Genomic DNA, 25,038 nt, shown 5'->3' with positions numbered 1-25,038 from the left:
CCTGACCATCACAGACGGGACAAACCCGCGCTTCTCCCAGCCTTGGAGCATAAAAAAAGGCGCGAGTTCAATACTCGCGCCTTCTCGGCCTACAGCTGGAAAAGCGATAACCGTTATGGACGGTCGTCGACTTCCGTCTCTACCGCCGCAGCAGGAATCAGGTCCTCGCTGCTCAGGTTCAGCCAGATCAGCACCACGTTCGCGATGTAGATCGACGAGTAAGTACCCGCCAGAACACCGATGAACAGGGCAATGGAGAAGCCGAACAGGTTGTCGCCACCGAAGAACAACAGGGCCGCGATCGCCAGCAATGTGGAGATCGACGTCGCCATGGTCCGCAGCAGGGTTTGCGTGGTCGAGATGTTGATGTTCTCGATCAGGCTGGCCTTGCGCAGTACCCGGAAGTTCTCACGAACCCGGTCGAATACCACGATGGTGTCGTTGAGCGAATAACCGATGATCGCCAGCACCGCCGCCAGTACCGTCAGGTCGAAGGTGATCTGGAAGAACGACAGGATGCCGATGGTCACGATCACGTCGTGGATCAAGGACACGATCGCACCGACCGCAAACTTCCACTGAAAGCGGAAAGCCAGGTAGATCAAAATACCGCCCAGCGCCATCAGCATGCCGAGGCCGCCCTGGTCGCGCAGCTCTTCACCGACCTGAGGGCCGACGAACTCGACGCGCTTGACCACCGCTGGGTTGTCGCCACCGACCTTCTGCAAGGCCTCGGCCACCTGGTGACCCAGCTGCGGGTCTTCACCTGGCATGCGCACCAGCAAATCGGTAGTCGCACCGAAGCTCTGTACGATCGCCTCGTGATAACCCGATGTAACCAGCTGTTCACGCACCTTGGTGACATCGGCCGGACGCTCGTAGGTCAGCTCGATGAGCGTACCGCCGGTGAAGTCCAGGCCCCAGTTCATGCCCTTGGTGGCGACACTGAACAATGCCAATGCCGTGAGGAACAATGTGACGCCGAACGCAACGTTGCGAACGCCCATGAAGTTGATTGTACGTAACATGGCAGCCCCTTAAATCCACAACTTCTTGAAGTCACGACCGCCGAAGATCAGGTTGACCATCGCGCGGGTCACCATGATGGCCGTGAACATCGAGGTAAAGATCCCGAGGGACATGGTCACTGCGAAGCCTTTGACCGGGCCGGTGCCCATGGCAAAGAGAATCCCGCCCACCAACAAGGTTGTCAGGTTGGCGTCGAGAATCGCGGTGAATGCCCGGCCGAAGCCTTCGTTGATTGCCCGCTGCACAGTCATGCCAGCCGCAATCTCTTCACGTATCCGCGAGAAGATCAGTACGTTGGCGTCGACCGCCATACCCATGGTCAATACGATACCGGCGATACCCGGCAGGGTCAGCGTGGCACCCAGCAGCGACATCAAGGCCAGCAGCATCACCATATTCACCGTCAACGCGACGGTGGCGATGAGGCCGAAGAAGCGGTAGATGGCCATGATGAACAGCGAGACAAACAGCATGCCCCACAGCGATGCATCGATACCTTTGGTGATGTTGTCAGCACCCAGGCTTGGGCCGATGGTACGTTCTTCAGCGAAGTACATCGGAGCCGCCAGACCACCGGCACGCAGCAGCAGTGCCAGTTCGGACGATTCGCCCTGGCCGTTCAGGCCAGTGATGCGGAACTGGGCACCCAGTGGCGACTGGATGGTCGCCAGGCTGATGATCTTCTTCTCTTCTTTAAACGTCTGAACCGGTACGTCTTTCTCGACGCCGTTGACCACTTGCTTGGTGTAAGTGGTGACAGGACGTTGTTCGATGAAGATCACCGCCATGCTGCGGCCGACGTTGTTGCGAGTCGCACGACTCATCAGCTCGCCACCGTGGCCATCCAGACGGATGTTCACTTCTGGCGTGCCTTGCTCGCCGAAGCCAGCCTTGGCGTCAGTCACCTGGTCACCGGTGATGATCAGGCCACGCTCGATCAGTGCCGGAGGACGATTGCCTTCACGGAACTCGAACGACTCGGAAGTGGCTTTCGAAGCGCCAGGCTCAGCCGCCAGACGGAACTCAAGGTTGGCCGTCTTGCCGAGGATACGCTTGGCTTCTGCGGTGTCTTGCACGCCCGGCAGCTCAACCACGATGCGGTTGGCGCCTTGGCGCTGAACGATAGGTTCGGCAACACCCAGCTCGTTGACGCGGTTACGTACCGTGGTCAAGTTCTGCTTGATGGAATATTCGCGGATTTCCGCCAGCTTGGCCGGGGTCATCGCCAGACGCAGTACCGGTTGGCCATTGAGGTCGGCCGGAACAATGTCGAAATCGTTGAAGTTCTTGCGAATCAGCGCACGCGCTTCTTCACGGGCTGCTTCATCAGTGAAGCCCAGCTGAATGGCACCACCCAGTTGCGGCAGGCTGCGATAGCGCAGACGCTCTTTGCGCAACAGGCTCTTGACGTCGCCTTCGTAGACTTTCAGGCGTGCGTCGAGGGCTTTGTCCATGTCCACTTCCAGCAGGAAGTGCACACCACCGGACAAGTCCAGACCCAGCTTCATCGGGTGCGCGCCAAGGCTGCGCAGCCATTGCGGGGTGGTTTGTGCCAGGTTCAGTGCAACGACGTAGTCATCACCCAATGCCTTGCGCACGACGTCTTTGGCTGGCAGCTGATCTTCAGCCTTGGTCAGACGGATCAGACCGCCCTTGCCGCCCGCAGCCAGGGTGGCCGCCTTGACGTTGATCCCGGATTCCTTGAGCGCGGTGCTCACACGATCCAGATCAGCCTGAGTGACCTGCAGTGCAGTGCTTGCACCGCTGACCTGAATGGCCGGGTCATCAGGGTATAGATTGGGAGCGGAATAAATCAGACCGATCGCCAGCACCGCCAGGATCAGAATGTATTTCCACAGAGGGTATTTGTTCAGCATCACGCCGCCCGCTTATGACGCGGGGCGCCTTGCGCGCCCCGTCGATTGAGTAGAATTTGAAACTTAGATCGCTTTGAGCGTGCCTTTTGGCAGCGTGGCGGCGATGGCGCCTTTCTGGAATTTCATTTCGACGGTGTCGGAGACTTCCAGAACTACGAAGTCGTCGGACACTTTGGTGATCTTGCCGGCGATACCACCGGTGGTCACAACTTCGTCACCTTTTTGCAGGCTGCCCAGCAGGGTTTTCTGCTCTTTGGCGCGCTTGGCCTGTGGACGCCAGATCATCAGGTAGAAGATGACCAGGAAACCGACCAGGAAAATCCACTCAAAGCCGCCGCCCATTGGGCCCGCAGCAGGTGCAGCGGCGTCAGCCATGGCATTAGAGATAAAAAAGCTCATTTAGCACTCCAGTTGCAAATGTTGAATCTTGGGGTCAGAAAACTCAGTCCAAAGGCGGAACAGGTAACCCGCGTTTGGCGTAGAAGGCATCGACAAAGGCGGCCAATGTACCCTGTTGAATAGCCTCGCGCAAACCAGCCATAAGCACCTGGTAATGGCGCAAATTGTGGATGGTATTCAACATGCTACCCAGCATTTCGCCGCACTTGTCCAGATGGTGCAGATAAGCACGGGAGAAGTTCTGGCAGGTGTAGCAATCGCAGGTTGGATCCAGCGGCGAATCATCATGGCGATGGAACGCGTTACGGATCTTCAGCACGCCTGTATCAATGAACAGATGCCCATTGCGGGCATTACGGGTTGGCATCACGCAATCGAACATGTCCACACCGCGGCGCACACCCTCAACCAGATCTTCCGGTTTGCCAACGCCCATAAGGTAACGAGGTTTGTCAGCCGGCATCTGGCCCGGCAGGTAATCCAGCACCTTGATCATCTCGTGCTTGGGCTCGCCCACCGACAGACCGCCGATGGCCAGGCCGTCGAAGCCGATTTTGTCGAGGCCTTCCAGGGAACGCATACGCAAATCCTGGTGCATACCGCCCTGAACGATGCCGAACAGCGCCGCCGTGTTGTCGCCATGGGCATTTTTCGAACGCTGGGCCCAGCGCAACGACAGCTCCATCGAGACGCGAGCGACGTCTTCATCGGCCGGGTACGGGGTGCATTCGTCGAAAATCATCACGATGTCCGAGCCCAGATCGCGTTGGACCTGCATCGACTCTTCCGGGCCCATGAACACTTTGGCGCCATCGACCGGAGAAGCGAAGGTCACGCCCTCCTCCTTGATCTTGCGCATCGCGCCCAGGCTGAACACCTGAAAACCGCCGGAGTCGGTCAAAATCGGGCCTTTCCACTGCATGAAATCGTGCAGGTCGCCGTGCTTCTTGATCACTTCGGTGCCAGGACGCAGCCACAAGTGGAAGGTGTTGCCCAGAATGATTTCCGCGCCAGTGGCGACGATATCCCGCGGCAGCATGCCCTTGACCGTGCCGTACGTGCCCACCGGCATGAAGGCCGGGGTCTCGACGGTACCACGCGGGAAGGTCAAACGACCGCGACGAGCCTTGCCGTCAGTAGCAAGTAACTCAAACGACATACGACTTTGGCGACTCATTCTGTTTCCTCGGGGCCACGTGGTGCGGGGTTACGGGTGATAAACATCGCATCACCGTAGCTGAAAAAGCGGTATTCGTTGTCGACGGCGGCTTTATAGGCGGCCATGGTCTCGGGATAACCGGCGAATGCCGAAACCAGCATCAACAACGTGGATTCAGGCAAATGGAAGTTGGTGACCAGGGCATCGACCACATGAAACGGCCGGCCCGGGTAGATAAAGATGTCGGTGTCGCCACTGAACGGCTTGAGCACGCCATCGCGCGCGGCGCTTTCCAGAGAACGCACGCTGGTAGTCCCCACGGCCACCACGCGACCACCGCGAGCGCGGCAGGCTTCGACGGCATCGACCACGTCCTGACCGACTTCCAGCCACTCACTGTGCATGTGGTGATCTTCAATCTTCTCGACGCGCACTGGCTGGAACGTGCCCGCACCCACGTGCAAGGTCACGAACGCAGTCTCGATGCCCTTGGCGGCAATCGCCTCCATCAGCGGCTGATCGAAATGCAGCCCCGCCGTCGGCGCCGCCACCGCGCCCAGGCGCTCGGCGTACACCGTCTGATAACGCTCGCGGTCCGAGCCTTCATCCGGGCGATCTATATAAGGAGGCAACGGCATGTGCCCGACACGGTCGAGCAACGGCAACACCTCTTCGGCAAACCCCAGCTCGAACAACGCATCGTGACGCGCCAGCATCTCGGCCTCGCCACCGCCGTCGATCAGGATCTTCGAACCCGGTTTCGGCGATTTGCTGGAGCGCACATGCGCCAGCACGCGATGACTGTCGAGCACCCGCTCCACCAGGATTTCCAGCTTGCCGCCGGAAGCCTTCTGGCCAAACAGCCGCGCCGGAATCACCCGGGTATTGTTGAACACCATCAAATCGCCCGGGCGCAAATGCTCGAGCAAATCAGTGAATTGACGGTGCGCCAGGGCGCCGCTGACCCCGTCCAGGGTCAACAGGCGACTACCGCGACGCTCAGCCAAAGGATGGCGAGCAATCAGCGAATCAGGGAGCTCAAAGGTAAAGTCAGCAACGCGCATGATGGGGTTCGTCTAGCAGGGCCGGGAAGTCTAGCGGAAATATCAAAAATTCTCCATGTACCTGATTGACCAACGGTTATCTCATCTCTATACTTCGCCGCCATTGAGCCCTGATGGCGGAATTGGTAGACGCGGCGGATTCAAAATCCGTTTTCGAAAGGAGTGGGAGTTCGAGTCTCCCTCGGGGCACCATTTGCAGTACATAGACGACTACCAGCGTCTACGCAACACCCTAGAGCCCGCTAACTGCGGGCTTTTTGGTCTCTGGGGTTCCATCTCCGTCCCTTGCAAGCCAGCCTCTTTTTGGTACATTTTCTGTACAGATTCCAGTTCGAGAACCGGAGGTGTACAGCCATGCCCCTCACTGCCTTGCAAGTCAAAGCGTCCAAGCCTGCCGACAAGCAATACACGCTGAGTGATAGTTCGGGTCTTGCCCTTCTAGTCCAGCCGAACGGCCACAAGTACTGGCATTTCCGCTATTCGTATCGTGGTCGCCCGGCGCGCATGTCATTGGGCGTCTACCCGAGCATCTCCTTGCAGGAAGCTCGCGAACGGGCTGCCGAATGCCGCAAGCTGCTCAAGGAAGGAACCAATCCTGGAGCCAAACGCCGGGATGACAAGCAGCAGCAACGGGAGGCTGGGCTCAACACCTTCAGGCGAGCTACGGAGTACTGGTATCAGTTCAAGGCCGACTCCGGCCGCAGCCATGCGACGCTAAAGAAGATTCGCGACTACCTCGACAAGGATCTGCTACCGGCACTCGGCGAGATGCAGCTGGAGCACATTACTCGCGCCGACTGCGCGAAGTTGCAGGCCAGCATCGAAAAGCGCGGGGCGTTCAATGTGGCAGACAAGGCTCGGACCTGGCTCAAGCAGATTTTCAGTCAGGCGATTGCGCGGGGGTTGTGCGAACACAATCCGGCTTCAGAACTTCACGCCATCGCGTTGGCGCCGCCTTCCCCTGAGCACTATCCGCATTTACGTGAAAGCGAGCTGCCGGAATTTCTTCAGGCGCTGAGCAAGACCACCAGCCGGTTGCCGTCGAGGATTGCTTCGTGGATGGCAATACTGACGGCGAGCCGACCCGGCATGGTTCGGTATGCGACGTGGGATGAAATCGATTTTGAAGAAGGGACGTGGACCATACCGGCTGAACGCATGAAGATGCGCCGGGACTATGTCAGTCCCCTACCTCATCAACTGATCGCGATGCTGATCAAGCTGCACCAATGCACTGGACGCAGCCGCTACCTGTTTCCGGGTAGTGGTGAGAAACGGCCCGTCATCAGCGAGAACACGATCAATCTGGTGTTTGCCAAGATTGGCTATAAAGGGCGGATGGTGAGCCATGGCGTTCGCCACACCGCGAGCACGCTGCTGCGCGAACATGGGTGGCTGAAGGATCATGTTGAAAGTCAACTGGCTCATGTCGAGGGTGGAATTGCTGGGGAGTACAACCAGGCGCTGTACCTGACGCAACGGCGGATCATGATGCAGTGGTATGCCGATTATCTCGATGCGCTCAGGGTTGGGATTACGGCGAGCCTGCGGGATCAGTTTGATACGCGGGTTAATCAGTTTCTGTCGCGTAAGTCTTCGGAGCTTCTCGGAGTTAACTCGGCCAGTGGTGGCATCAGCGCCTTGGAAGATGAGCGTGGCGCATTCCAGCGCTAACACGTCAGTGAAATCTCCACAGCTTTGCCTTCCACGCGGGCCCTTCCAAGCAGGGCTGCAAAGCCGCCCTGCTTGGAAGGGCCTCACTTGAAAAAGCTAAAAATCAGCGTAACCGTCTTCTAGAAACCGCGGATTTCCATAGACGGCTTATGCCATTCGCAGCCGCAGAATTCTCGAAAAATCGAGCATTGACCCTGTCTATCGGATCGCGTAGAAAAGATCGTGCAAACGCTGTCGTTGACAGCAACCCAGGTAGCCAGAACCTCTAAGGCTACGCCACACCGTGGTGGTTCTCCCAAAGTGCGATTAGCGTCCGGCGGCTCGCACGGTCACAGCGATGTGATGGATGCCTACTTTTACCAGTGTGCCCACTGCGGCAACTCACCCCCTTTCATAGCTGCCCTGCAGCAACCTATTCGCTTGGCCATTTCCTTGCGCCAACCTGCGCCCGTCTCTTTCTCCCGGAAAGAGACGGGCGCTCCTACCGCTGCTGCAGCCCAACTCGTACAAGGCTTTGCGGCATTTCCCCTAGTGACAATCGGCGTGACAAACACCGACGTCACCAGCAACAGCGATGCAGATGATGGTGCCGCAGCCCACGGAATGGACTGCACCTGACTGACAGTCAGGTATGCCCCGATCATCGCTTCACTGCCTTCACCCGACTCAGGATCTCGCGGCGTTGGTCTCGTCAGCCAGTGCAGCCTCCACCCGCCCACTTCTCCGGAAGTGTTCAGGAGGCCAGATCATGAGATGCCCATGCTCCCGGTCGTAAAGAGCCGTCAGTCCCGCGTCAGTGGACAACCCTCACAGGTCGCAGGGGCCTTGATCCCTGATAACACTCAACATCCATGGCGGGATGACGTGGGGAAGGCTTCAAAGGTTTGGCTTCGAGAGGAGTTTGATCATGGCATTGGTCGGTAGACGGGACGGGCGCAATTTTGGCTATGGTCGGCAACTGAGTTATGCCGGGCCGCAGGCTCTCAAAGATCTATTTGGCGGTGGGCATTACGGGACAGTCAAAGCACACAGCGATCGGTGGCAGGTGTTTGTGCGGTGGTGTCGGTCGGAGGATGGACCAGGGTTTAACGATGCGCGACAAATTGATCGGCAGACCTTGCAGGACTACGTCGGACATTTGCGTAAGCAAGTTGAACAAGGTGAGCTCGCTATCGCGACTGCGCAAAACCGATTATCCAGTGTGAATCGGACCATGGCCGCGCTGCGAGGTGATCAGTATGTGAAGGTGTCGAGTCCGAGCAAGGCTTTAGGACTGCAACGCACAACCGTCCGCACAGCAGCCCCGCAAGGCCAGGATCGTGAACAGTTGAAGCGGATCGTCGAGGCGCTCTGCGAATACCAACTGCCGCGCGCGGCTGCCATCGTGCAGCTGGCCCGAGCCACAGGCATGCGCTTACGCGAGGCGATTTTGGCCGACCTTCCGCGCTTGAAGCATGAGGCCGAACAATACGGCAAGATCAACATCCAGGACGGTACCAAAGGTGGCCGTTCAGGCGCGTCAGCACCTCGCTGGATCAGGGAGGATGATCATATTCGTGACGCACTGAGGTTTGCCGAAAAGGTCTCGCCCGACGATAGCCGCAACCTGCTTGCACCGAACGAACGCTACCTCGATTTCTTGCAGGGAATCGTCGGCCCCGCACGGGACATCCTCCATAAGCACAACCTCAAAGGATTCCATGAATTGCGGGCAGCCTATGCATGCGAACGTTACGAGCAAATCACCCATCATCCCGCGCCTATCAACGGTGGCCATTGCTATCAGCTCATCCGACACCTCGATCAGGAGGCCCGAGTACAAATCAGCTATGAGCTGGGGCACGGCCGTATCGGCGTGGTATCGGCTTACATTGGTGGTCGAGCATGAACACGGCATTCGATATGGAGCTGTTCCTGGCGGGCGTCTTGACCGGGTCACATACCACACGCCAACGCCACCTGCGTCAGGCGAAGACTATCCAAACAGCGATCGCTGAGCGCTGGCAATGCGACAATCCATGGACTTGGCAGAGAAAACACCTTGCGTGGTTTTTGAATCAGCATCTAAACCAGCGCACTGAATCGACGCGCTATTACTATTTGCTGACCATGCAATTACTCACTCATCGTCTAGGAAAATCCTGGCAGTTCAACCCCTAAGCGAAGGTCAGAAAACGGCCAAAAGCAGCCGGTGACCGGAACGATCGAAAATGAGGTGCTATGCTTGGTTTACTGCCGGTACCGCCCATGGTGTAGCGGCCCCTGACCATCACAATACCCGGAACTAGTCAAAAGTAGACAAGAGAATGATGAATATTTTCTACCGAGCACATGTAAATATTATTACTCAGTACTGAGCTAGTATTGCATTATGCACTGGAGTTGCATATGGATATAGTATTTATTGAGCATGACGACAATGACAGATTTAGGGACGTGCGTCTCCGCAATAAATTCTACAGCGTAATAAACTCACTTGAGTCAAGGCTTCTGGTGATTTATACGGAGTTAAACGAAGGAGTGCTAAGCGCTGCAAAAATATCAATCATGGATGCGACCTCAGTCATTGACTGCACATGTTGCACCAGAAATACAAACAACAAAAACTGGTTTCTTATAAAGATGGTGTTTTCATCGAGCAATGATGCAGTAGAGATGCTTATCCATGAGCTTTGCCATGTAATGCAATATTTGTCAGGCCAATTAGACGCAGGCAGTTCAGTGAGCGAGCTGACTTGGAAAGGCGAGAAATTTATATTAAATGACATTGAACCGCACAGAAGGCCATGGGAGAGAGATGCTATCTTGAATGCGCTGACGCTGCACAAATATTATATAGCATCCAGCAGTTCTACATAAGTTATGCTCATGTAGCCACCGCCGGCGGTGACATCGGGCTTTAGGATGGCTTTGCAGAGCAAACAGGGGCAGTTTTTTTGCATTTGAAGATATTGGCGAAACTGTAGTTCTGACAGGATCTGCCGGCAGACGGCGAATCAGCTTCTGCTCTCCTATGTCGCGCCCGTCGCTGAGGCGAGTGACGCTTCACGCTACTTGCTTAATGAAATCAGCTAGTTAAGGTATGGAAAGAAAAGTTACTCGAGATTCAATAGGGTGTTATGACGGCAGCGTCGCCCGACAATAGTTGGCAGGAGATAAAATGGCAGGCTTCTTAGATAAAAATGCACCATCGGAAGAAGCAGAGTACTCGCGCTACTTGGACGGCGATATACTTGGGAAAATCATCACCAAAAATTTTCTTATGAATTGCGCAGGATACACCACGGACGAAATATTCGTTCCGGTAGGGCGTTATGGTGATGCGGATATAAAATACTCAAATACCAATCCAATTTGCCTTGATCCTGGTGATGGGCATATTAAAACCCCAAATGGAAACTTAACTTTCGAAATAAAATGTGCACGTATAAATATTGCAAATCGACACGCTGGGAAAAGTGCAGAAAACTGGGCGTTCTCCAATATACGTAGAACGCCAAAAAAATCAGAGAAAAAATATGATTTATTAATTGCGGTTGGAGTGAACCTGCTAGGGCTAGAGGATCAAAATTACTGGGCACACCTCCAAGAAAGCAAAAACAAAATACAACAAAGTGGTGGTGATTTTTCTTTGGAAACTATGCCCCACCAACCAGAATTTCTTAATTTATGCAGCTTCTTCATTATTCCATTTAAAGATGTTGAGAAAAATTACTTCAGAGTAACGCTGCACAAAATTTCAAAAAGTCTATATCACCAAAACCTGGCTCTAGGCAGTGACCCGGACCGATGTGTAGAGGTATGGAGAAATGCCCTGAAAAAGTTGGCCAATGACGATAGCTGCTAAATGCACGCGCCTCTCGCTCGTCACTAATGGCAGGAGTTGGCCAAACGCTGCTTGTCGGGAGGGGCAGTAATCGACCCAAGCCGGCCGATCGCGCAATCGGCAGAAAACGGCCAGAAGCAGCCAGTTGCGATCGGCTGCAAACGGTCAGCGACTTGCTGCTTGGCCATGGCAGAGTTCAATTACGTGTTGGCGACCTCCGGCCCAGCAAGTTAGAAAACTCAAATAAAATCCACACCCAAAACGTCAAAGAGAGCAGAAAATACGCAACGCTCCCACCAGTTATCAATAATCGATTTCCCGACATCGTCTTAAGCACATGATATGAGTAACGTAGATCACTACTTGGCAACACTTGAAACAGCGGGACCAACAAAAGCATTAGCATGAACCCGACGCTCAAAACCCTTACAAGATAGCTTTTACTCTCAATAGGTTGTAAAGCATGCATGTGAAGACGAGTCAATGACATCACAATAGCAGCAACCCATGACAAAATAATCGCCATAGAAAAACTAACCATTATTACCAATGGATACCTTGAGCCTTCACTAATGCTCCCAATATCCTTGTAACAAACCAAAATCATCTGCTGGACCAGCAACCACCCCCCCTTAGCCGTATCGGGCACAAGGGCGCTGACCATTACCAGTAAAAGGAGAAGCAACACAATCACCAGTTTTGCCTGCCCTATGCTGAAAACTGGAAAAAAAATACTTGTCCTGCTGCGTCCATAGCCGTCATCGGACATAACCTAACCTCAGTTGATACCTGTGTATTGTGATCGAGATATGCTAATGCGAGTGTAGACCAGAAAATTCCGGTAAATTAGAAACGCTTAGATCAAAATACTATCGCGCATGTCGGGACGAAGACCTGCCGCTCGCCAAATTGTAGAGCTCATGGATTGCACTATTGCGCGTATCGAGAGTTGGCATCGAAAATAAGCGAGCAACTTGCAAGAGCGACTCTACGAATGACCGCTTCGGGTCGTTTGCGGCCCGTCGCGACAGGTAGAAAACGGCCAGAAGAGGTCATTCAAAGCCGGCAATAAATCGGCGCCTGGCGACACAATCGTACTGGGAAGGTGTGCGATCTTTATCAAATACTGGAATCGATAATCCTGAGCCAAGGCCAGCGAGCTTGATAACTTTTCGCCTTCTGAGCAAACAAGTCTGGTTTTGGATTTCTCGGGTTTATACGGAGAATCCCTTGATCCGTGTCGCCTAGCCCATTGGGAGAGTAGACTTCGCCAGTGTCCACATCCAGACCAATGCACGTACCTGCAATCAGATATCGATCGATACCGTCTTTAGTTGAATCAAGCTGAGGATAGGACCCGCCAAATCGCTGGCTGTACCAAAGGTGGACGCGAGCCTGGTTCTTGATCTCGACATTTACATCGAGGTCCTGAAACAGACGCCGAACTGAATGGATAACCTCATCCTCGGCCTCCCAGGACAAATCATCATCGAAGTAAAAGACGTCGTAATCCTTCACTCCCCATGCTGGCGGCAGCCGCGACCGATGATTCCAAATGGCTTGGAACAAGCAACCAGCCGTAAGCATGCACTGACCTAAACCGAGCGCAGGCAAGCGTGAGGTGATTTCAGCGTTTATTGGATTGGCCATTGCCACCCGGACCAAATCTTCGACAGTCAATGTCATCTTCATCCTTTGAGATCGATCTAATTCTGGGGGGGCGACGATACCTCAGCGGTACGCAAAATTCGCGAAATGACTGTGCTTCTCGCTCGCATACGGGGTTATCTCTGCCGGTTGCGAGCGGCAGTTAGGGGTCGATTTCTGCCTGTCACGAAGGGCTGAAATCGGCCGATTCTGTTGAAAAAGTAACTCCCCTGCCTGGCCTGCGGCAAAATCTCTACATTGGCCAGCAGGGAAGCACGCAGCATGATGGGACAGTTATCGAGTGGGCAGGAACGGCTGTTTTACTCGTTCCACCTTGAAGATCACATCCCAGCCAATCACCTTCTGCGCAGCATTGATCGGTGTCTCGAACCGCGCATCCCTGCGCTCTTGCACGACTTCACCCTGGAGCGTTTCAATCGCGACCCGTTCGGATGTGCATGCGCACAGAAACGGTACGCGGATTGACATCATGAACCAGTGCCTCCAGCGCCCGTAGTGCGCCCCGGTAACGATAGTGACGCTGTGCGGTTCATGCCGCTTCCAGCGCACCGATCCTCTCATGCGCCTCGACCACCCGCGCCAGCAATTCCTGCATGTTCCGTTCCTTGACTCGGTTTGCGTAGCGGAAATCAACGACCCTTGAATTCGAGCTCCAGACGCGGCGTACCGGCCTTCAGGGCCTTGATGGCCGAAGCAAGCCCGTTCTTCACGTCTTCTGTCTCGAATAAGGGCATGGCAATGTTGAACATCACATCGTCGGCCGCCTGGACACCGCCGTTGGCCCAGGCGCGCAGCAAGGCCTTGTGAGCGGCGTGGGCGCGTGTGGGGCCATGCACGAACTTCGCGGCGAAGGCATGCGCCGCTGTAAGCAGTTCGGCATCGGCGACAACGTGGTTGATTACCCCGAAGCGCTCCATTGTCGCTGCGGGGACACGCTCGGAAGTCAGCGCCCATTCCATGGCACGTACGCGTCCTGCGCGCTCGGCGACGCGGCATATGCCGCCCAACAGGGTCACTAAGGCAAGCGACTGTTCCGGATGGCAGAATGTTGCGCTTTCGGCGGCAAAGATTACATCGGCACGCAACGCCAGTTCGAAACCACCGCCTGCGCACAAGCCTTGCACCACGGCGATGACAGGCAAGGGCAGACGTTCGAAGCGATTGAAGACGTCCATGTAACCCTCGAAGCGTGCACGCAACTGGCGGGGGGTGTCATCGGGCCAGGACGTGATGTCGCCGCCAAAGCTGAAGCTCTCGCCTTCGGCGCGCACCAGCACGACGCGTGCGTCACTGCGTTCGATCGCGCTGACTGCCGTAGCCAGTTCGTCAACCATCTGGTCGTCGATGCGGTTTTGCGGCGAGCGATCAAGAATGATCGTTGCTATGCCGTTCTCGATGGTATGGGTGAGATGAGACATGTCGGGCTCCTGCGTTGTCGCAAGTTGAGGTTAGGAGAGGCGTTCCTTGAACCAGTCCAGCGCGGCGGTACTTGATTGATCGAATCTGGTGATGTACGGATCGAAGTGGCCGCCGGGAATCGTCACGAGGCGCTTTGGCTCAACGGCACGCTCGTAGGCGGCCAGCTCAAGATCGGTCAGCGTGATCGTGTCCTGCAGCGCGACGACCATCAGCAGCGGCGTGGGGGACACGCGCGCAATCCACGTGCCCGGTTCGTACATGCGCGCAGCGCGCGTCGAGCGCACCGTGACGCTGTTCTCCCAGGCGCCGTCGGGTACGGGCTGCAGATAGAACTCGATGGCTTCCTTGGTGCGATACGAAGCAGGGACGGCCGGATCGGCGCTGACGATTGCCTGCCTACGCGGCGGCTCGCCGCGTGCTTGCGCGCGCTCGTCCGCCGTGAAGGCATCCTCGATGGCGGCGACAGCATCGGGCGGAATGCGGCGCAGTCCTTGCTCGAAGCCGCTGATCGTCGGCACCTGCGCGACGACCGCACGCAAGCGGCGTTCGGTTGCGCCAAGCACGAGTGCGTGACCGCCGGAATAGCTCGTGCCCCATAAGCCGATGCGCTTCGCGTCGACGGCGTCCTGGTCTTCGAGGAAGCTGATCGCGCGCCGCCAATCGGCGATCTGACACCATGGGTCGATATCCTGGCGCGGCGTGCCTTCGCTGGCGCCGAAATTGCGGTGATCGTGCAGGAGGACGACAAAGCCGTTGGAGGCAAATTTCTCAGCGAATGGCTCCAGGCCGTGCTCCTTCACGCCGGCATAACCATGCGCCATCGTGATGGCAGGATAGGGGGCGGTGCCGCCGGTGGGAATATAGAGCCAGCCGCGCAGCGTGACGCCGCCCTCGGCTTCGAACGCGATATCGGTACGTCGAAACATGGAAGTTCTCCTTGTAGAAAGAGGTCAGGCGGCGCCGTAAACCCTATGCGCAGCGGCAGTTCATGCCTTCCACCCTTTTGCCTCGGTCACTCGATGCCAGGTCAATTGCCTGGTCGCTCAAGCGTGAAGAGCTGCTCCGCGCCGATTTCGAAATAGTCGGCCGGCCCACCTCCGCGCAGGATCGGGCGCGCCTGCGCAGTCTGATACACGCCGTCTTTGATCAGTTGCTGGTCAATGTGGATCGCTATTACTTCGCCCAACACCAGCCACGCCGGGAGCGCCGCACCGCCTTGCGCCTCAAGCTGCACGATCTGGGTGACCACGCACTCGAACTGCACCGGGCTAGCCGCAACGCGCGATGGCCGTACTTTTGCGGAGGGCAGCGTCTCCAACTTGGCCAACTCGAATTCATCGACGTCCGCTGGCGCCATCTCCGCAGAGGCGTTCATCGCCTCGGCGAGTTCTCGCGTCGCCAGATTCCATACGAACTCGCCGGTCGCACGCGCATTGGCGAGCGAGTCCTTCGCGCCAAGCGAGCAAAAGCCGATAATCGGCGGCTTGTAGCTGAATAGGTTAAAAAAGCTGTAGGGAGCAAGGTTACGTACGCCGTCGTTGGAGACCGTACTGATCCAGCCGATCGGGCGCGGAGCGACGATGGCGTTGAGCGGATCGTGCCGCAGGGAATGTCCCTGTGCCGGTTCGTAGAAATGCCAATCGGTCATAGCTTACCTCTTTTGGGACGAGCGCAAGGACTGCCGCTACAGTGCCTCCGGCTCAGTGCGCGTGCGCAACACCATGGTCGAAGTGATGGCTGCATTCATCCCGATACCCGTCCAGAACATGGTGTCGGATCGGAGCCACATGAGCCCCACGCCTGAGAAACGAACGAGACATTCGTTTCGAGTCAATTCTGCTGCGCCGTTTCTAAAGAACGGGGCGGCTTTCGTATTTCTTACTTGTTTACCCAAGGCATGGAGAGGTCAATGTCAGAGACCAGCTTGCCACCGCCGAAGCTCATGTTCTCCAGGGGAACGGCATACATGATCAGGCTGATATCGTCCTGGCTGACGCCCACCTTTTCTACCGCGTAACGGGTGACCAACTCCGCGAGCTTGCGTTTCTGCTCCACTGTCCTGCTCGTGCCTATCGTCACCGTTACGACCATGCGCTTGTCAGATCTCTTCATGTCAGGAAAAGTCGGATGGATGAAAAGCTCATCGTCCTTGTGCTCACTGATGATGACGAAACGGTCATCCTTGGGCGTATCCATGGCTTCATGAAGAGCGAGATTCAAGGCATCCGCCAGCGCGCGTTTCTCTTCGCTAGAGAATTTTTGAGCTGGAATGTGGGCGTGAAAAATTGGCATGAGTGTTTCCTCAGTTGTGTTGTTCAGCTAATACGCGGCGACGAATTGGCCCGGCTTAGCTAAAGAAGTCTTGACCGAGTGTTTCTTCGAGTCGCTCTTTCAGGCCAGCCGAGAACTCACGAACGACGGGGAACGGGCTTTGAAAGAGCTTGATATTGTGGACGAGGCCAGACTCATTCCGAGTGACAATGGTGGTGCCGGCGACCGGCTTACCACCGTGGATGGCATCCCACTCAAGGTAAGTCTTCGCACCGTCAACCGTCTCCGCGGTGAACACGAAGTCTTCGTACATCGTACTTGTCGCGGCAAAAAATGCCCCGATGAGTGTCGGGCCGACCACGGCCTTACTGAGGGCTGAGGTCTGAAGGCTGGCGTCAGCGGTGAACGACGTCGCGAAGTCGCTGGTTCCTTTTTTCTTTACGATTTGCATCCATGCTGTTCCCGGTGGGTTGGTGTCAGTAGTCATTACAATCTCCTATCTAATGTCTGCAGTTTTGCAGTGTGCGTGCGCGTGCTAGTCAGCGAGGTGCCCGACGAGAAACTCGCCAGCTCTCTGGAGCGCGTCGTGGGCCTGAGGTAAAGAGGCTGTCTGAATGTGCCAGACGTGCAGCATCTCCGGCCAGACCTCAAGGTGCGATTCGCCGCCGGCCGCGCGCACCTTTCTGTCAATTTCAAGCGCGTCGTCGAGAAGTACTTCGTCGCTTCCGACATGTATGAGCAGCGGAGGAAAACCGTGCATGTCGGCGAACATGGGTGAGATGCGCGGATCCTTCAAATCGTGGTTGCCAGCGTAAGCCTCTACCATCTCCCGCATCGCGCTCGCGTTGACCATTGGGTCGCGGTGAGCCAGTTGCGTTAACGAGGGCAGCGTCAGCGTTAAGTCTGCCCATGGGCTAATTAGTAGCGCTGCTCGCGCGTCCTTGTGGCCCTTCGAGGCTGCATAGGCCAGAACGTTGAGAGCCATGCCACCGCCACTGGAGTCACCTGTCACGGCGAACGGCTTGCCAAACGCACGCAGTGCTTCGTAGCCGCGGATGGACTCGTCGTAGGACGCTGGAAATGGGTGCTCGGGTGCCTTGGAGTGGTCCAGAACGATGACCTGGGACTTCGCCGCTCGAGACAGCTCTCCGAGCATGCCCAAATGCGAGGCAGGAGAGCCAGCCACCCAGCCACCACCATGGAAATGGTAGATGACTCGATCTTTGGATGCGCCGGGAGCCGTAATCGCCACCGCCGCTACGCCACCGAGGTCGGTCGTCTCGACGATTAGGTCAGCCGCCGGAGGGTTTGCTTGTGAAATTGCCTCCATGCCAACGCGGAGCGTCTCGATGGTCCGTACGGGATGCGCAAAGTCGAAGGCGAACATCGCATCACGGAGCTTACGGATGGAAGTTGAATCATAGGTCATAGTTAGTTCACTCCAGGTCGAGGAAAGTCGCCGGTACCCAGTCGTAGCCCGCGCCGTTGTCGGCTTTGCGAAGACGGCCTAGGCCAGGGAACGGCATGTGGGCTGCGGCAATCATCGTTTTATCCGCAGCGAGTTTCACCAAAAGGGCTTCACGCGTTTTGACAGCCGATGCGCTGTCTGAGTCGAAGACGATACTGATTTCTGGGTGTGGCATCTGGACGGCGCCAACATGAGCAACGTCGCCCCAGACGAGCAGCGACTGACCCTTTGAGGAAATCATGTAGCCGGTGTGACCGGGCGTGTGGCCGGGAATGGCATACGGTGCAATGCCGGGAACGATTTCGGCCATGCCTTCGTACGGCTTCCATTTGCCCGCAGCGATATAAGGCGCGGCGCCATCCTGTGCGACCTTGAAGAAGATTTTTGCGTCCTCCGGGGCATTGGCCATGATTTCCTTCGACAGCCAGAAGTCGGCGTCGGCCTTCGTCATCATCACGGTCGCGTTCGGAAAGACGCGTTTCCCGTTTTGGTAGATACCGCCAGCATGGTCAGCGTGAAGGTGAGTCAGTAGAACCAGGTCAATCTGCTCCGGCTTGTAGCCGGAGGCCTTCAAGTTCTGCACGAGCTTGCCCAGCGTGGGAGGGCCCCAGTGGCCGCCTGCACCAGTATCGATGAGAACGAGTTTGGAGCCGGTGTTAACGAGGAAGCCTTGGACGGTTGCCGAAACATGCTTGGGATCGTTTTGGAAGGAGCGCGCCAAGAGGGACTGAATGAGCGCGGGATCACCTTGTAGGAGGCTGGAGTCGATACTGCCGCCGCCGTCATAGAGCGCAGTGACTTCATAGTCGCCAATCATCGTGCGATAGAAGCCCGGCACCTGCTTGTGCTGCATCGGTGCTGCAGCTTGGGCCGGTACTACAGCAGCGAAGGTGCCCGCGAATGCTAACGATACCGCGAGCAGGGTACGCGAAGTGATGGTGGAGAATTTCATAGTGTTCCTAACCATTGTGTGTGGTGGGTATGTAGGTACGTACAGCTGTAATGATCTTCAGCGAAACGCCAGCTCATCGTGCCAAGTCGCTGTTACCGTCATTTCGGCCATACGCAGCACCGAATTGCCGCTGTTACCCGTGTTGAAAAGCCCAGATGTTTGATTCTGTTAGCACTTGCAAAGTGCAAGTGGTTGAATAATATTCGCGCTGCTTGCATAGTGCAAGTGGATATTTAAGGGGAATAGCAGTGCAGCAAACAAGACGATCGGGCTGCCCGATCAACCTGACGCTTGAGCAGACCGGCGACCGCTGGAGCCTGATCGTTATCCGCGATGTTATGTTTGAGAACAGACGCACTTACGGCGTCCTGCTGGAGAAAAATCAGGAAGGCATCGCCACGAACATCCTTGCAAGTCGGCTGAAGCGTTTGACCGCTTCTGGCCTGCTGACACGATGTCCGGATCCAAATCATCAACAGAAAGGAATTTACAGCCTCACGGAAGCGGCAATACAGCTTGTACCTCTGCTCGCACATATGGCTGCCTGGGGTGTCCGGCACACGCATCCGAGCAAGGAAGCCTCTTTGCGCGCAGAGGTTCTGGAAAAGGGCGGCCCTTCACTTTGGAGCGCCTTGATGGATGAGCTACGTTACCTGCATCTCGGTGCACCGCGTCCGGCACGCTCAGTTTTGGACAAGCTCCGAGCCGACGACGAGCAGGCAATTGCTACTTAGTACCAATCTGTGGCGTCATGACATCCACCATGTGGTGCAAAGTGTTGGCGCTGATGCGATTTTGACCCAGGTCAAAATCGCATCAGCGCCAACAGAACGACCGCATTTGGCCGTTTTCTGCCTATCGCGAATGACCGGTTTGGGTCGACTGCGGCCCTTCGTGACTGGCAGCAATCGACTGTGGATGCACCCTCCTCCCGGCGTCCTTCCGACCATACGCAACTCCCTACCTAGGTCAGTAATCCCCCTGCTACGCTGAAAATTTCACGGAGGATTGCACAATGCCAAACTCAGACTTACTCCCTTCTGCTATTTAAGATCAACGAAAACCAGCTCGCCCTGGAGGCCGCCATCATGGAGCTTTCGAACTGGGTAGAGATGCGGGGATCGGCGGACGTCGCCGACAATGTTCGGGGCGCCCTGGACACGATCGATTCGAAACGAGGAGTTCGGTTCGGCATTTTTTGGCAGACCAGGGAGTCTATCCGTAACCAGTCTCTTGTAAATATTATTCACAGCTCGTCGGAAATTGGATGGAGAAATCCGATCAAGCTTCCATCCACACCAGTCCTTATTGGAGGCAGATAGGGTGTACACTTCACGGTACAACGTGGAAGTGTACACATGCAAAAAACTATGTTAATTATACAGTTATGCTATTATTCGAGTCTCCCTCGGGCACCAAAATTAAGAAAGGTCTTGCTTTGCAAGGCCTTTTTTTCGTCTGTAGAAAAGTGACTTTGCCCCGCCGCCCCGTAGGAGCTGCCGAAGGCTGCGATCTTTTGATCTTGCTTTTGAGGCGCTATAACCCAAACCGCTCGGCTAACGAATCAAGGATTCACACAATGGAATTGCCACTGGAAACCGTTGCCCTTTTCGCCTTCAAGCTGGCTTATGAGACGGAAGGTGAAAGTCCGATTTTGCGGGATGATCCGATCATGAGTGATTATGAGAGGGAGGTGTTTGGGTTGCTGGTGCGCAGGGGCGATGTTGAGGGTATCCAGTTTAGAGTGGCACACTGCGTGAGTTCGGCGATGGAAGCTTTAGGCGGTGTTGATACGCCGCTGGGGCGTGAGCTGCATCGGTTGTCTGCTGATTTCAGCAATGCGCGGACGATGGAACAGCTTGAAGCGCTGGTCATTGCGCTCAAGGATTATCTGAAAGACATCCAGTGAGTGAAGGCGGGCGTCCTAAAGCGAGAATGCACGATACTCGGACGGACGCTGGTCACGACTTCCAATGATAAATCTATTCCCTTTTGTCTTCGCCACCTTTTTTCCCTTCGACTCGTATGCTACTGGGCGACCTTCTTTTAGCCATCTCTATGGCCATCCCTTGCCTAGGCGATGGGGATGGCCGGCCTACTTACTGTTGCGGTTTTTTATGCCGCAACCGAGCGCTTCTAGCCTTGATGACGATCGAGGTGTAAGCGATAGACAGTGAAATGGCATTGGGCTGTTCAGCAAGCATCAGCAGATGATTACCAATTACCTGTGGGTCAAACCCTTTGATAGCTTCGTTGGTTAGGGCATCCAGGTCGATGGAGGACACCAACGGCAGCTCATGAGATGAATGATTCGTTTCATGAGTAAGCTTGGGGGGTTGTGTAAAAGCAGCTGTTGCAACCGTCTGTTTTGGATTGGAAGTAATTTGGGGCGGAACGAGTGGTTCTTTTTCACTCGCGGCAGCTGCATTATTAGGAAGCTCGTTATGCTGAAACATATCGGGCGTGTCCATACGGGCTGACTCATTCAATAGCATTGGCGGGCTCAGTTTTGCCTCAGATCGATAGCGAACCAGAACCGATTGACCGAAGCTCAGTTTGAACCAGCACCAGACATTGCTCCTTTGCAACCCGGACCAAACCTCACCCACCGGTTGAACGCTGCCAAGCCCCGCTAGGGCGAGGCCTTTCTCATCACGCTTGAGCATATCTATCGCTGTGCGTGGCACTTGCCAATAAAGCGTATCTGGATAATTGAACGTTAATGCGGACTTTCCTTCGCTCACCATATACAGCCGTGTGGCCTCCGCGACGATATAGTCCTGATCCTGGATCGCGCCAATGAATTGGGCATCAGGGTTGGCGGCCCCTACAAGTGCACCGGCCATTGTCCCGATCGTATCGGTGTCACTGTCCAGTAGGTTGGCGACCGTCTCGATGATTTCTTGCGAACCGTATCGCCTGCCGAGGAAGGCTGCGACGTTTGCAAATAAAGCACACTTAAGCCCAGACCCTCGCTCTTCTTTGCTCAAGCCGTTTTCAAGGGTAATGAACTGGTTGTAGGTTACCGCGCAATCTGCCTGAGACGTGGTGTTGAGAAGCTCAATCGCGACCCGTACTGACCCAGTCCACTCCTGTACGACGTCATTCACCGCGACGCTCAAGCTGCGCCCGCTTTTCTGCTCCCACACCGGAAGCCAAAAGGTTGAAAGTTCACTATCTAAGGCGATGAACTGTGGAATATTTCGGATATCTTCAGCTAACTCGAGCCACTGCTCAGGACCCGGGACTTTCCCTGTATCGAGCGCGTAGGCGAGGCTGACGGCATGAACAACGGCACCGGCGATGCCACGCATATGACCATGCGTGCATAGAGCGTTACGAATGACGTCCGGAAGATAAGAATCTTTATTGGTTACATCGGCAGCAGCCCATACATGAGGCTGAACCCGCATCGCCGCGCCATTGCCGCCGCCATTTTCATAACCAGTAAAGAAATTTGCGAACCAGTTATTACTGCGGTTGCACAAAGCATTGGCCGCCGCCTTGCTGCCACGACCAGCGCCTAAAGCGTAGCACTGCCAGACCGGCAACTCGATTTTGGCAAACGCTTCAACATCGAAATAACCCTGGCCGGTGATGGCACGGCTTGTGGAAAGCCTAAGCTGAGTATCATCAGAGTAGGTGCCCGCGGGCAGCTGAATCTGTGCCCCAAAGCGTCCGCCAATCTGGCGCTTCCATGACTCAGGACGAGAAATTTTGGATTGGCCAATGCGTTGCTGAACAGTTCGATCCGAGGCGAGCTCAGTCGGAAATCCCAAAACGTCGCCGTATGCCGACCATAGGGCGGAAGAAATCGTGCGTTTGAGTCGATTTTCGGACATTGAATTGCTCACTTGATATCGCCAAACAGGCCAGGATTCACAACGACAGGGATATCCCGATGCCCCATCGCATACATCTGAGCGGCGATTTCATCACTGTCAGAATCGCATCGGGCATAAATCCGCTGAAGATACTGTGTCGACACTTCGGCTGGGTACAGGACTTCTGCTTGAGGACACGTGGGGAGAAACGATGGATGGTTGGCTGACCGGGTAACGATATTACCCTCCCAAAGGACGGTGGTCTCCTGAAACGCAGCATCAAGGCCAGCAAGCCCCTGGGCTTGGCGTACACCTGTGTAGATGTTGTTAGTCGTAGCGAACCAGACCCCTTCGTGTTGCATAATCTCAGGGGAAAAGTCGAAAATGCACCAGAAAAAGTTTTTCTCTTTGTGCCAGTTACCTGAGTATTGGAAGAAGCTGGTGTTGATGCGACTAATCGATAGGTTCGCGTAATCCAACCATTTGGCGTCTTTGTTCCGGCGCTTGGCGTTTGGTTGGAAGATGTGGGCCAACTGCTGATCGGCATTCAGGCGCTGTCGCGACTTCAATCCTCCAGAGGCGAACACACCGAGAGATCCACGGTTGGTCGTGAAATGCACCACCGATTCGATACCTCGGTCTTGAATGAACTGCTCGATACTCATACCTTGACTTCCGTGTACAGGTCGTTTGCTACGAAACGCATGATATCTGGTGTATCGGATGGCTTAAACCCAAGGATGACGCTTTCCCTTGCGCGACCAATTCCCATCGCTATCAAGCGCCTAAGCCTCGCCGAAAGCTCATAGTCGTCCTTGGTAGCTTCGCCATCCTCGTCAACACCCGAAATATCCAGAATGCTGCCGTCCAGGCCAATCATGATGACATGGTCAAACTCCAAGCCTTTACTCGAATGGACACTACACAATGCAATGTTTTCCGAACCTTGGGGCCAGTTGGGGTCGCCTGTGAGCTCCACGTACTCCAGCCCGTGAGCTTGAAGTCGCGGCTTGAGATCGCGAAACCATATCCTCGGGTGGAGGAATGCTACTGATTCTGTCTCCAGATTTATCCGACGAACGTAGTCAACCGCATATTTCACCTGGGCGGGATAGTCGCCTAAAAGCACAACGGGCTTAACCCCATTTGATCTGGCACTGTCGAAATTGGGCATCGTGCCGTTGTCATCCAATGTGATGCCAGTAAGCAATGCACTGGCGAACCGGGCAATTTCCTTGGTATTCCTGTAATTGGTCTGCAGCGTGCTGCTTTTCTCAGGCCTCAAGGTCACTCCGACTTCAGCCCAGATGAAGTTACGACTATAGATCCGTTGAGCGCTGTCGAGCACGAAGGTCACTGTTGCGTCATCAGACCTCTGATTCAAAACCGCACGGATCTCGTTGGCAGAAAAATCCTGGGTCTCATCAACCACGATCACATCGTATTCACACATTTTTTTAGTGGCGATGATCGACGCCAAGTCGTTCCAATCGACGTGGTTGCTTGCCTTTTTCATTGCGTTGTAGGGCCGGATAACCTCGTCGAGCAAACGCTGGCGAGCTGGTTTTTCCATTCTAGGTGTGACGCCTCTCCCATCACGCCGTGCCGTTAGATAGTCATCCAGCTTGTCGGGCTCAAATCGACCAAGAACATACATCGCCTCATCGATGACGAACTCTCGGTCGAGTTTCATGGCTCCAGCGAAACCGTTGAGGTAATCAACCGTAGCCTTAATGTTGATGATGTTCTGAGCGTCCGTAAGATGTTTAGCCCATTTGTTGAACGTGAAGAAATCTAGGTTCACGAGAGGCTCACCCGCGAATTGGCGCTCGGTGAGTTCGGCGATGTATCCACGCAACGTTCGATTGAATGTCAGAACGAGGATACGTACCGGCACAGGATGTGGGCGCTTCTTCGCCCGGTTCAGGTAGAACCCGGCCGATGATTTCAATTTCAGCAGTGCAGTAGTTGTCTTGCCGCTGCCGGCAGCCCCCCGAATGACCTCTACTCCCGCGCTACTCCGGGCGAACAAAGCCATTTGCTCTGGGCTAGGCCTCACGTTGATCAGTGCTTTCATGATTCCCTATCCATGGCAAGTGAGGGCCAAAAGCCATCACCAATCTTGATCCTGTTACACATTTTCCAAAAGTGGTACTCAAGGGTTGAATGCGGATTATTTCACCAGCTTTCGCAGCCCCCATGGTCACACCGGGGTAGCAATAGAAAGTTTCGGCGTCTTCCGCTGCAGCAATTGGCGGTGAAGCCAGCCGTTTCTAGCGCGAAGAGCTTGCGTTGAACTTAGTTGGAGGTTGCGGCAAAGGAATCCGCACGATACCCTCTCACCGTCGCTGCCAATTCAGCGACCGGGTGTGGTAACCCGAGTTATTCAAGGCGCAACAGCGCCCCAT

At 55.4% G+C, this 25,038-nt stretch carries 24 protein-coding genes, 1 tRNA gene and 2 pseudogenes; 10 read left to right on the top strand and 17 right to left on the bottom strand.

The features are described from left to right. Positions 1–113: 113 nt before the first annotated feature. The 5 genes from secF to queA form a co-directional block, all read right to left on the bottom strand. Positions 114–1,028, bottom strand: a complete 915-nt coding sequence (gene secF / locus AB7M29_RS08495; RefSeq protein WP_123719898.1) for a protein translocase subunit SecF — start codon at positions 1,026–1,028, stop codon at positions 114–116. Positions 1,029–1,037: 9 nt separating this feature from the next. Continuing rightward, positions 1,038–2,906 carry a protein translocase subunit SecD gene (secD, locus tag AB7M29_RS08490; RefSeq protein ID WP_454246705.1) on the bottom strand — a complete coding sequence of 623 codons (1,869 nt, stop codon included), beginning with the start codon at positions 2,904–2,906 and terminating at the stop codon, positions 1,038–1,040. Positions 2,907–2,969: 63 nt separating this feature from the next. Continuing rightward, complete coding sequence (gene yajC, locus AB7M29_RS08485; RefSeq protein ID WP_007903559.1) at positions 2,970–3,305, bottom strand: preprotein translocase subunit YajC; 336 nt, start codon at positions 3,303–3,305, stop codon at positions 2,970–2,972. 43 nt (positions 3,306–3,348) lie between these two features. Beyond that, a complete protein-coding gene (gene tgt, locus AB7M29_RS08480; protein WP_019651852.1) occupies positions 3,349–4,464 on the bottom strand; it encodes a tRNA guanosine(34) transglycosylase Tgt in 1,116 nt (371 codons plus the stop codon). Between the two features lie 14 nt (positions 4,465–4,478). After that, positions 4,479–5,528 carry a tRNA preQ1(34) S-adenosylmethionine ribosyltransferase-isomerase QueA gene (gene queA / locus AB7M29_RS08475; RefSeq protein WP_048393697.1) on the bottom strand — a complete coding sequence of 350 codons (1,050 nt, stop codon included), beginning with the start codon at positions 5,526–5,528 and terminating at the stop codon, positions 4,479–4,481. A 107-nt stretch (positions 5,529–5,635) separates the two neighbouring features. On the opposite strand from queA, the gene AB7M29_RS08470 reads away from it, so the two are divergent. From AB7M29_RS08470 to AB7M29_RS08445, 6 genes are all read left to right on the top strand, one after another. Next, positions 5,636–5,720 (top strand) — tRNA-Leu (locus AB7M29_RS08470). A gap of 162 nt (positions 5,721–5,882) precedes the next feature. Further along, positions 5,883–7,202 (top strand): tyrosine-type recombinase/integrase, encoded by a 1,320-nt coding sequence (locus AB7M29_RS08465; protein ID WP_454246704.1) that lies wholly within the window; start codon positions 5,883–5,885, stop codon positions 7,200–7,202. 907 nt (positions 7,203–8,109) lie between these two features. Next, entirely contained in the window at positions 8,110–9,090 is a 981-nt protein-coding gene (locus AB7M29_RS08460; protein ID WP_454246703.1) for an integrase domain-containing protein, read from the top strand. Then, positions 9,087–9,362 (top strand): hypothetical protein, encoded by a 276-nt coding sequence (locus tag AB7M29_RS08455; RefSeq protein ID WP_454246702.1) that lies wholly within the window; start codon positions 9,087–9,089, stop codon positions 9,360–9,362. The genes AB7M29_RS08460 and AB7M29_RS08455 overlap by 4 nt, the downstream gene beginning before the upstream one ends. A gap of 228 nt (positions 9,363–9,590) precedes the next feature. Next, the gene (locus AB7M29_RS08450; protein ID WP_454246701.1) at positions 9,591–10,061 is read left to right on the top strand and encodes a hypothetical protein; all 471 of its coding nucleotides are present in this window, start codon (positions 9,591–9,593) and stop codon (positions 10,059–10,061) included. Between the two features lie 301 nt (positions 10,062–10,362). Continuing rightward, positions 10,363–11,049: a hypothetical protein gene (locus AB7M29_RS08445; protein ID WP_454246700.1), complete on the top strand. Its 687-nt coding sequence runs from the start codon at positions 10,363–10,365 to the stop codon at positions 11,047–11,049. Positions 11,050–11,224: 175 nt separating this feature from the next. On the opposite strand, the gene AB7M29_RS08440 is transcribed toward AB7M29_RS08445, so the two are convergent. Both AB7M29_RS08440 and AB7M29_RS08435 read right to left on the bottom strand, forming a co-directional pair. Further along, positions 11,225–11,797 (bottom strand): hypothetical protein, encoded by a 573-nt coding sequence (locus tag AB7M29_RS08440; RefSeq protein WP_454246699.1) that lies wholly within the window; start codon positions 11,795–11,797, stop codon positions 11,225–11,227. Positions 11,798–12,147: 350 nt separating this feature from the next. Next, complete coding sequence (locus AB7M29_RS08435; protein WP_454246698.1) at positions 12,148–12,714, bottom strand: nucleotidyltransferase family protein; 567 nt, start codon at positions 12,712–12,714, stop codon at positions 12,148–12,150. 243 nt (positions 12,715–12,957) lie between these two features. Between AB7M29_RS08435 and AB7M29_RS08430 the strand changes: the two are divergent. After that, positions 12,958–13,095 (top strand): annotated as a pseudogene (locus AB7M29_RS08430) (IS5/IS1182 family transposase); the annotation flags it as partial. A 230-nt stretch (positions 13,096–13,325) separates the two neighbouring features. Here AB7M29_RS08430 and AB7M29_RS08425 read toward each other — a convergent pair. The 7 genes from AB7M29_RS08425 to AB7M29_RS08395 all read right to left on the bottom strand — a co-directional run bounded on the left by AB7M29_RS08425 (position 13,326) and on the right by AB7M29_RS08395 (position 18,806). Then, the gene (locus AB7M29_RS08425) at positions 13,326–14,114 is read right to left on the bottom strand and encodes an enoyl-CoA hydratase/isomerase family protein (protein ID WP_454246697.1); all 789 of its coding nucleotides are present in this window, start codon (positions 14,112–14,114) and stop codon (positions 13,326–13,328) included. Positions 14,115–14,144: 30 nt separating this feature from the next. Beyond that, positions 14,145–15,041 (bottom strand): alpha/beta hydrolase, encoded by an 897-nt coding sequence (locus tag AB7M29_RS08420; protein WP_454246696.1) that lies wholly within the window; start codon positions 15,039–15,041, stop codon positions 14,145–14,147. Positions 15,042–15,142: 101 nt separating this feature from the next. Continuing rightward, entirely contained in the window at positions 15,143–15,763 is a 621-nt protein-coding gene (locus AB7M29_RS08415) for a flavin reductase family protein (protein WP_123585014.1), read from the bottom strand. A 230-nt stretch (positions 15,764–15,993) separates the two neighbouring features. After that, positions 15,994–16,407 (bottom strand): tautomerase family protein, encoded by a 414-nt coding sequence (locus tag AB7M29_RS08410; RefSeq protein ID WP_123585015.1) that lies wholly within the window; start codon positions 16,405–16,407, stop codon positions 15,994–15,996. Positions 16,408–16,462: 55 nt separating this feature from the next. Continuing rightward, a complete protein-coding gene (locus AB7M29_RS08405; RefSeq protein WP_454246695.1) occupies positions 16,463–16,873 on the bottom strand; it encodes a hypothetical protein in 411 nt (136 codons plus the stop codon). Between the two features lie 48 nt (positions 16,874–16,921). Continuing rightward, positions 16,922–17,815 (bottom strand): alpha/beta hydrolase, encoded by an 894-nt coding sequence (locus AB7M29_RS08400; RefSeq protein ID WP_454246694.1) that lies wholly within the window; start codon positions 17,813–17,815, stop codon positions 16,922–16,924. 7 nt (positions 17,816–17,822) lie between these two features. After that, positions 17,823–18,806: an MBL fold metallo-hydrolase gene (locus tag AB7M29_RS08395; RefSeq protein WP_454246693.1), complete on the bottom strand. Its 984-nt coding sequence runs from the start codon at positions 18,804–18,806 to the stop codon at positions 17,823–17,825. Between the two features lie 248 nt (positions 18,807–19,054). Here AB7M29_RS08395 and AB7M29_RS08390 point away from each other — a divergent pair, with 248 nt between their 5' ends. From AB7M29_RS08390 to AB7M29_RS08380, 3 genes and pseudogenes are all read left to right on the top strand, one after another. Then, the gene (locus AB7M29_RS08390) at positions 19,055–19,540 is read left to right on the top strand and encodes a winged helix-turn-helix transcriptional regulator (protein WP_454246692.1); all 486 of its coding nucleotides are present in this window, start codon (positions 19,055–19,057) and stop codon (positions 19,538–19,540) included. Positions 19,541–19,821: 281 nt separating this feature from the next. After that, a pseudogene (locus AB7M29_RS08385) lies at positions 19,822–20,045 on the top strand (hypothetical protein). A 340-nt stretch (positions 20,046–20,385) separates the two neighbouring features. Beyond that, complete coding sequence (locus AB7M29_RS08380; RefSeq protein ID WP_454246691.1) at positions 20,386–20,715, top strand: hypothetical protein; 330 nt, start codon at positions 20,386–20,388, stop codon at positions 20,713–20,715. Positions 20,716–20,905: 190 nt separating this feature from the next. Here AB7M29_RS08380 and AB7M29_RS08375 read toward each other — a convergent pair whose 3' ends face one another. From AB7M29_RS08375 to AB7M29_RS08365, 3 genes are read right to left on the bottom strand one after another with little or no spacing between them, the layout of a single operon-like run. Beyond that, positions 20,906–22,648: an ADP-ribosylglycohydrolase family protein gene (locus AB7M29_RS08375; RefSeq protein ID WP_454246690.1), complete on the bottom strand. Its 1,743-nt coding sequence runs from the start codon at positions 22,646–22,648 to the stop codon at positions 20,906–20,908. A gap of 8 nt (positions 22,649–22,656) precedes the next feature. Beyond that, the gene (locus AB7M29_RS08370) at positions 22,657–23,295 is read right to left on the bottom strand and encodes a DarT ssDNA thymidine ADP-ribosyltransferase family protein (RefSeq protein ID WP_454246689.1); all 639 of its coding nucleotides are present in this window, start codon (positions 23,293–23,295) and stop codon (positions 22,657–22,659) included. After that, positions 23,292–24,707 (bottom strand): AAA family ATPase, encoded by a 1,416-nt coding sequence (locus tag AB7M29_RS08365; protein WP_454246688.1) that lies wholly within the window; start codon positions 24,705–24,707, stop codon positions 23,292–23,294. The genes AB7M29_RS08370 and AB7M29_RS08365 overlap by 4 nt, the downstream gene beginning before the upstream one ends. Positions 24,708–25,038: the final 331 nt, after the last annotated feature.

The sequence above is a fragment of the Pseudomonas sp. F-14 TE3623 genome (genome assembly GCF_053629015.1).
The sequence above is the reverse complement of the archived record's forward strand: the minus strand, read 5'-3'. Positions and strand labels throughout refer to the sequence as shown.

What these genes read in the sequence shown, in the direction of transcription:
- secF (WP_123719898.1), bottom strand. Translation starts at nt 1,028, where the DNA reads ATGTTACGTACAATCAACTTCATGGGCGTTCGCAACGTTGCGTTCGGC.
- secD (WP_454246705.1), bottom strand. Translation starts at nt 2,906, where the DNA reads ATGCTGAACAAATACCCTCTGTGGAAATACATTCTGATCCTGGCGGTG.
- yajC (WP_007903559.1), bottom strand. Translation starts at nt 3,305, where the DNA reads ATGAGCTTTTTTATCTCTAATGCCATGGCTGACGCCGCTGCACCTGCT.
- tgt (WP_019651852.1), bottom strand. Translation starts at nt 4,464, where the DNA reads ATGTCGTTTGAGTTACTTGCTACTGACGGCAAGGCTCGTCGCGGTCGT.
- queA (WP_048393697.1), bottom strand. Translation starts at nt 5,528, where the DNA reads ATGCGCGTTGCTGACTTTACCTTTGAGCTCCCTGATTCGCTGATTGCT.
- AB7M29_RS08465 (WP_454246704.1), top strand. Translation starts at nt 5,883, where the DNA reads ATGCCCCTCACTGCCTTGCAAGTCAAAGCGTCCAAGCCTGCCGACAAG.
- AB7M29_RS08460 (WP_454246703.1), top strand. Translation starts at nt 8,110, where the DNA reads ATGGCATTGGTCGGTAGACGGGACGGGCGCAATTTTGGCTATGGTCGG.
- AB7M29_RS08455 (WP_454246702.1), top strand. Translation starts at nt 9,087, where the DNA reads ATGAACACGGCATTCGATATGGAGCTGTTCCTGGCGGGCGTCTTGACC.
- AB7M29_RS08450 (WP_454246701.1), top strand. Translation starts at nt 9,591, where the DNA reads ATGGATATAGTATTTATTGAGCATGACGACAATGACAGATTTAGGGAC.
- AB7M29_RS08445 (WP_454246700.1), top strand. Translation starts at nt 10,363, where the DNA reads ATGGCAGGCTTCTTAGATAAAAATGCACCATCGGAAGAAGCAGAGTAC.
- AB7M29_RS08440 (WP_454246699.1), bottom strand. Translation starts at nt 11,797, where the DNA reads ATGTCCGATGACGGCTATGGACGCAGCAGGACAAGTATTTTTTTTCCA.
- AB7M29_RS08435 (WP_454246698.1), bottom strand. Translation starts at nt 12,714, where the DNA reads ATGACATTGACTGTCGAAGATTTGGTCCGGGTGGCAATGGCCAATCCA.
- AB7M29_RS08425 (WP_454246697.1), bottom strand. Translation starts at nt 14,114, where the DNA reads ATGTCTCATCTCACCCATACCATCGAGAACGGCATAGCAACGATCATT.
- AB7M29_RS08420 (WP_454246696.1), bottom strand. Translation starts at nt 15,041, where the DNA reads ATGTTTCGACGTACCGATATCGCGTTCGAAGCCGAGGGCGGCGTCACG.
- AB7M29_RS08415 (WP_123585014.1), bottom strand. Translation starts at nt 15,763, where the DNA reads ATGACCGATTGGCATTTCTACGAACCGGCACAGGGACATTCCCTGCGG.
- AB7M29_RS08410 (WP_123585015.1), bottom strand. Translation starts at nt 16,407, where the DNA reads ATGCCAATTTTTCACGCCCACATTCCAGCTCAAAAATTCTCTAGCGAA.
- AB7M29_RS08405 (WP_454246695.1), bottom strand. Translation starts at nt 16,873, where the DNA reads ATGACTACTGACACCAACCCACCGGGAACAGCATGGATGCAAATCGTA.
- AB7M29_RS08400 (WP_454246694.1), bottom strand. Translation starts at nt 17,815, where the DNA reads ATGACCTATGATTCAACTTCCATCCGTAAGCTCCGTGATGCGATGTTC.
- AB7M29_RS08395 (WP_454246693.1), bottom strand. Translation starts at nt 18,806, where the DNA reads ATGAAATTCTCCACCATCACTTCGCGTACCCTGCTCGCGGTATCGTTA.
- AB7M29_RS08380 (WP_454246691.1), top strand. Translation starts at nt 20,386, where the DNA reads ATGGAATTGCCACTGGAAACCGTTGCCCTTTTCGCCTTCAAGCTGGCT.
- AB7M29_RS08375 (WP_454246690.1), bottom strand. Translation starts at nt 22,648, where the DNA reads ATGTCCGAAAATCGACTCAAACGCACGATTTCTTCCGCCCTATGGTCG.
- AB7M29_RS08370 (WP_454246689.1), bottom strand. Translation starts at nt 23,295, where the DNA reads ATGAGTATCGAGCAGTTCATTCAAGACCGAGGTATCGAATCGGTGGTG.
- AB7M29_RS08365 (WP_454246688.1), bottom strand. Translation starts at nt 24,707, where the DNA reads ATGAAAGCACTGATCAACGTGAGGCCTAGCCCAGAGCAAATGGCTTTG.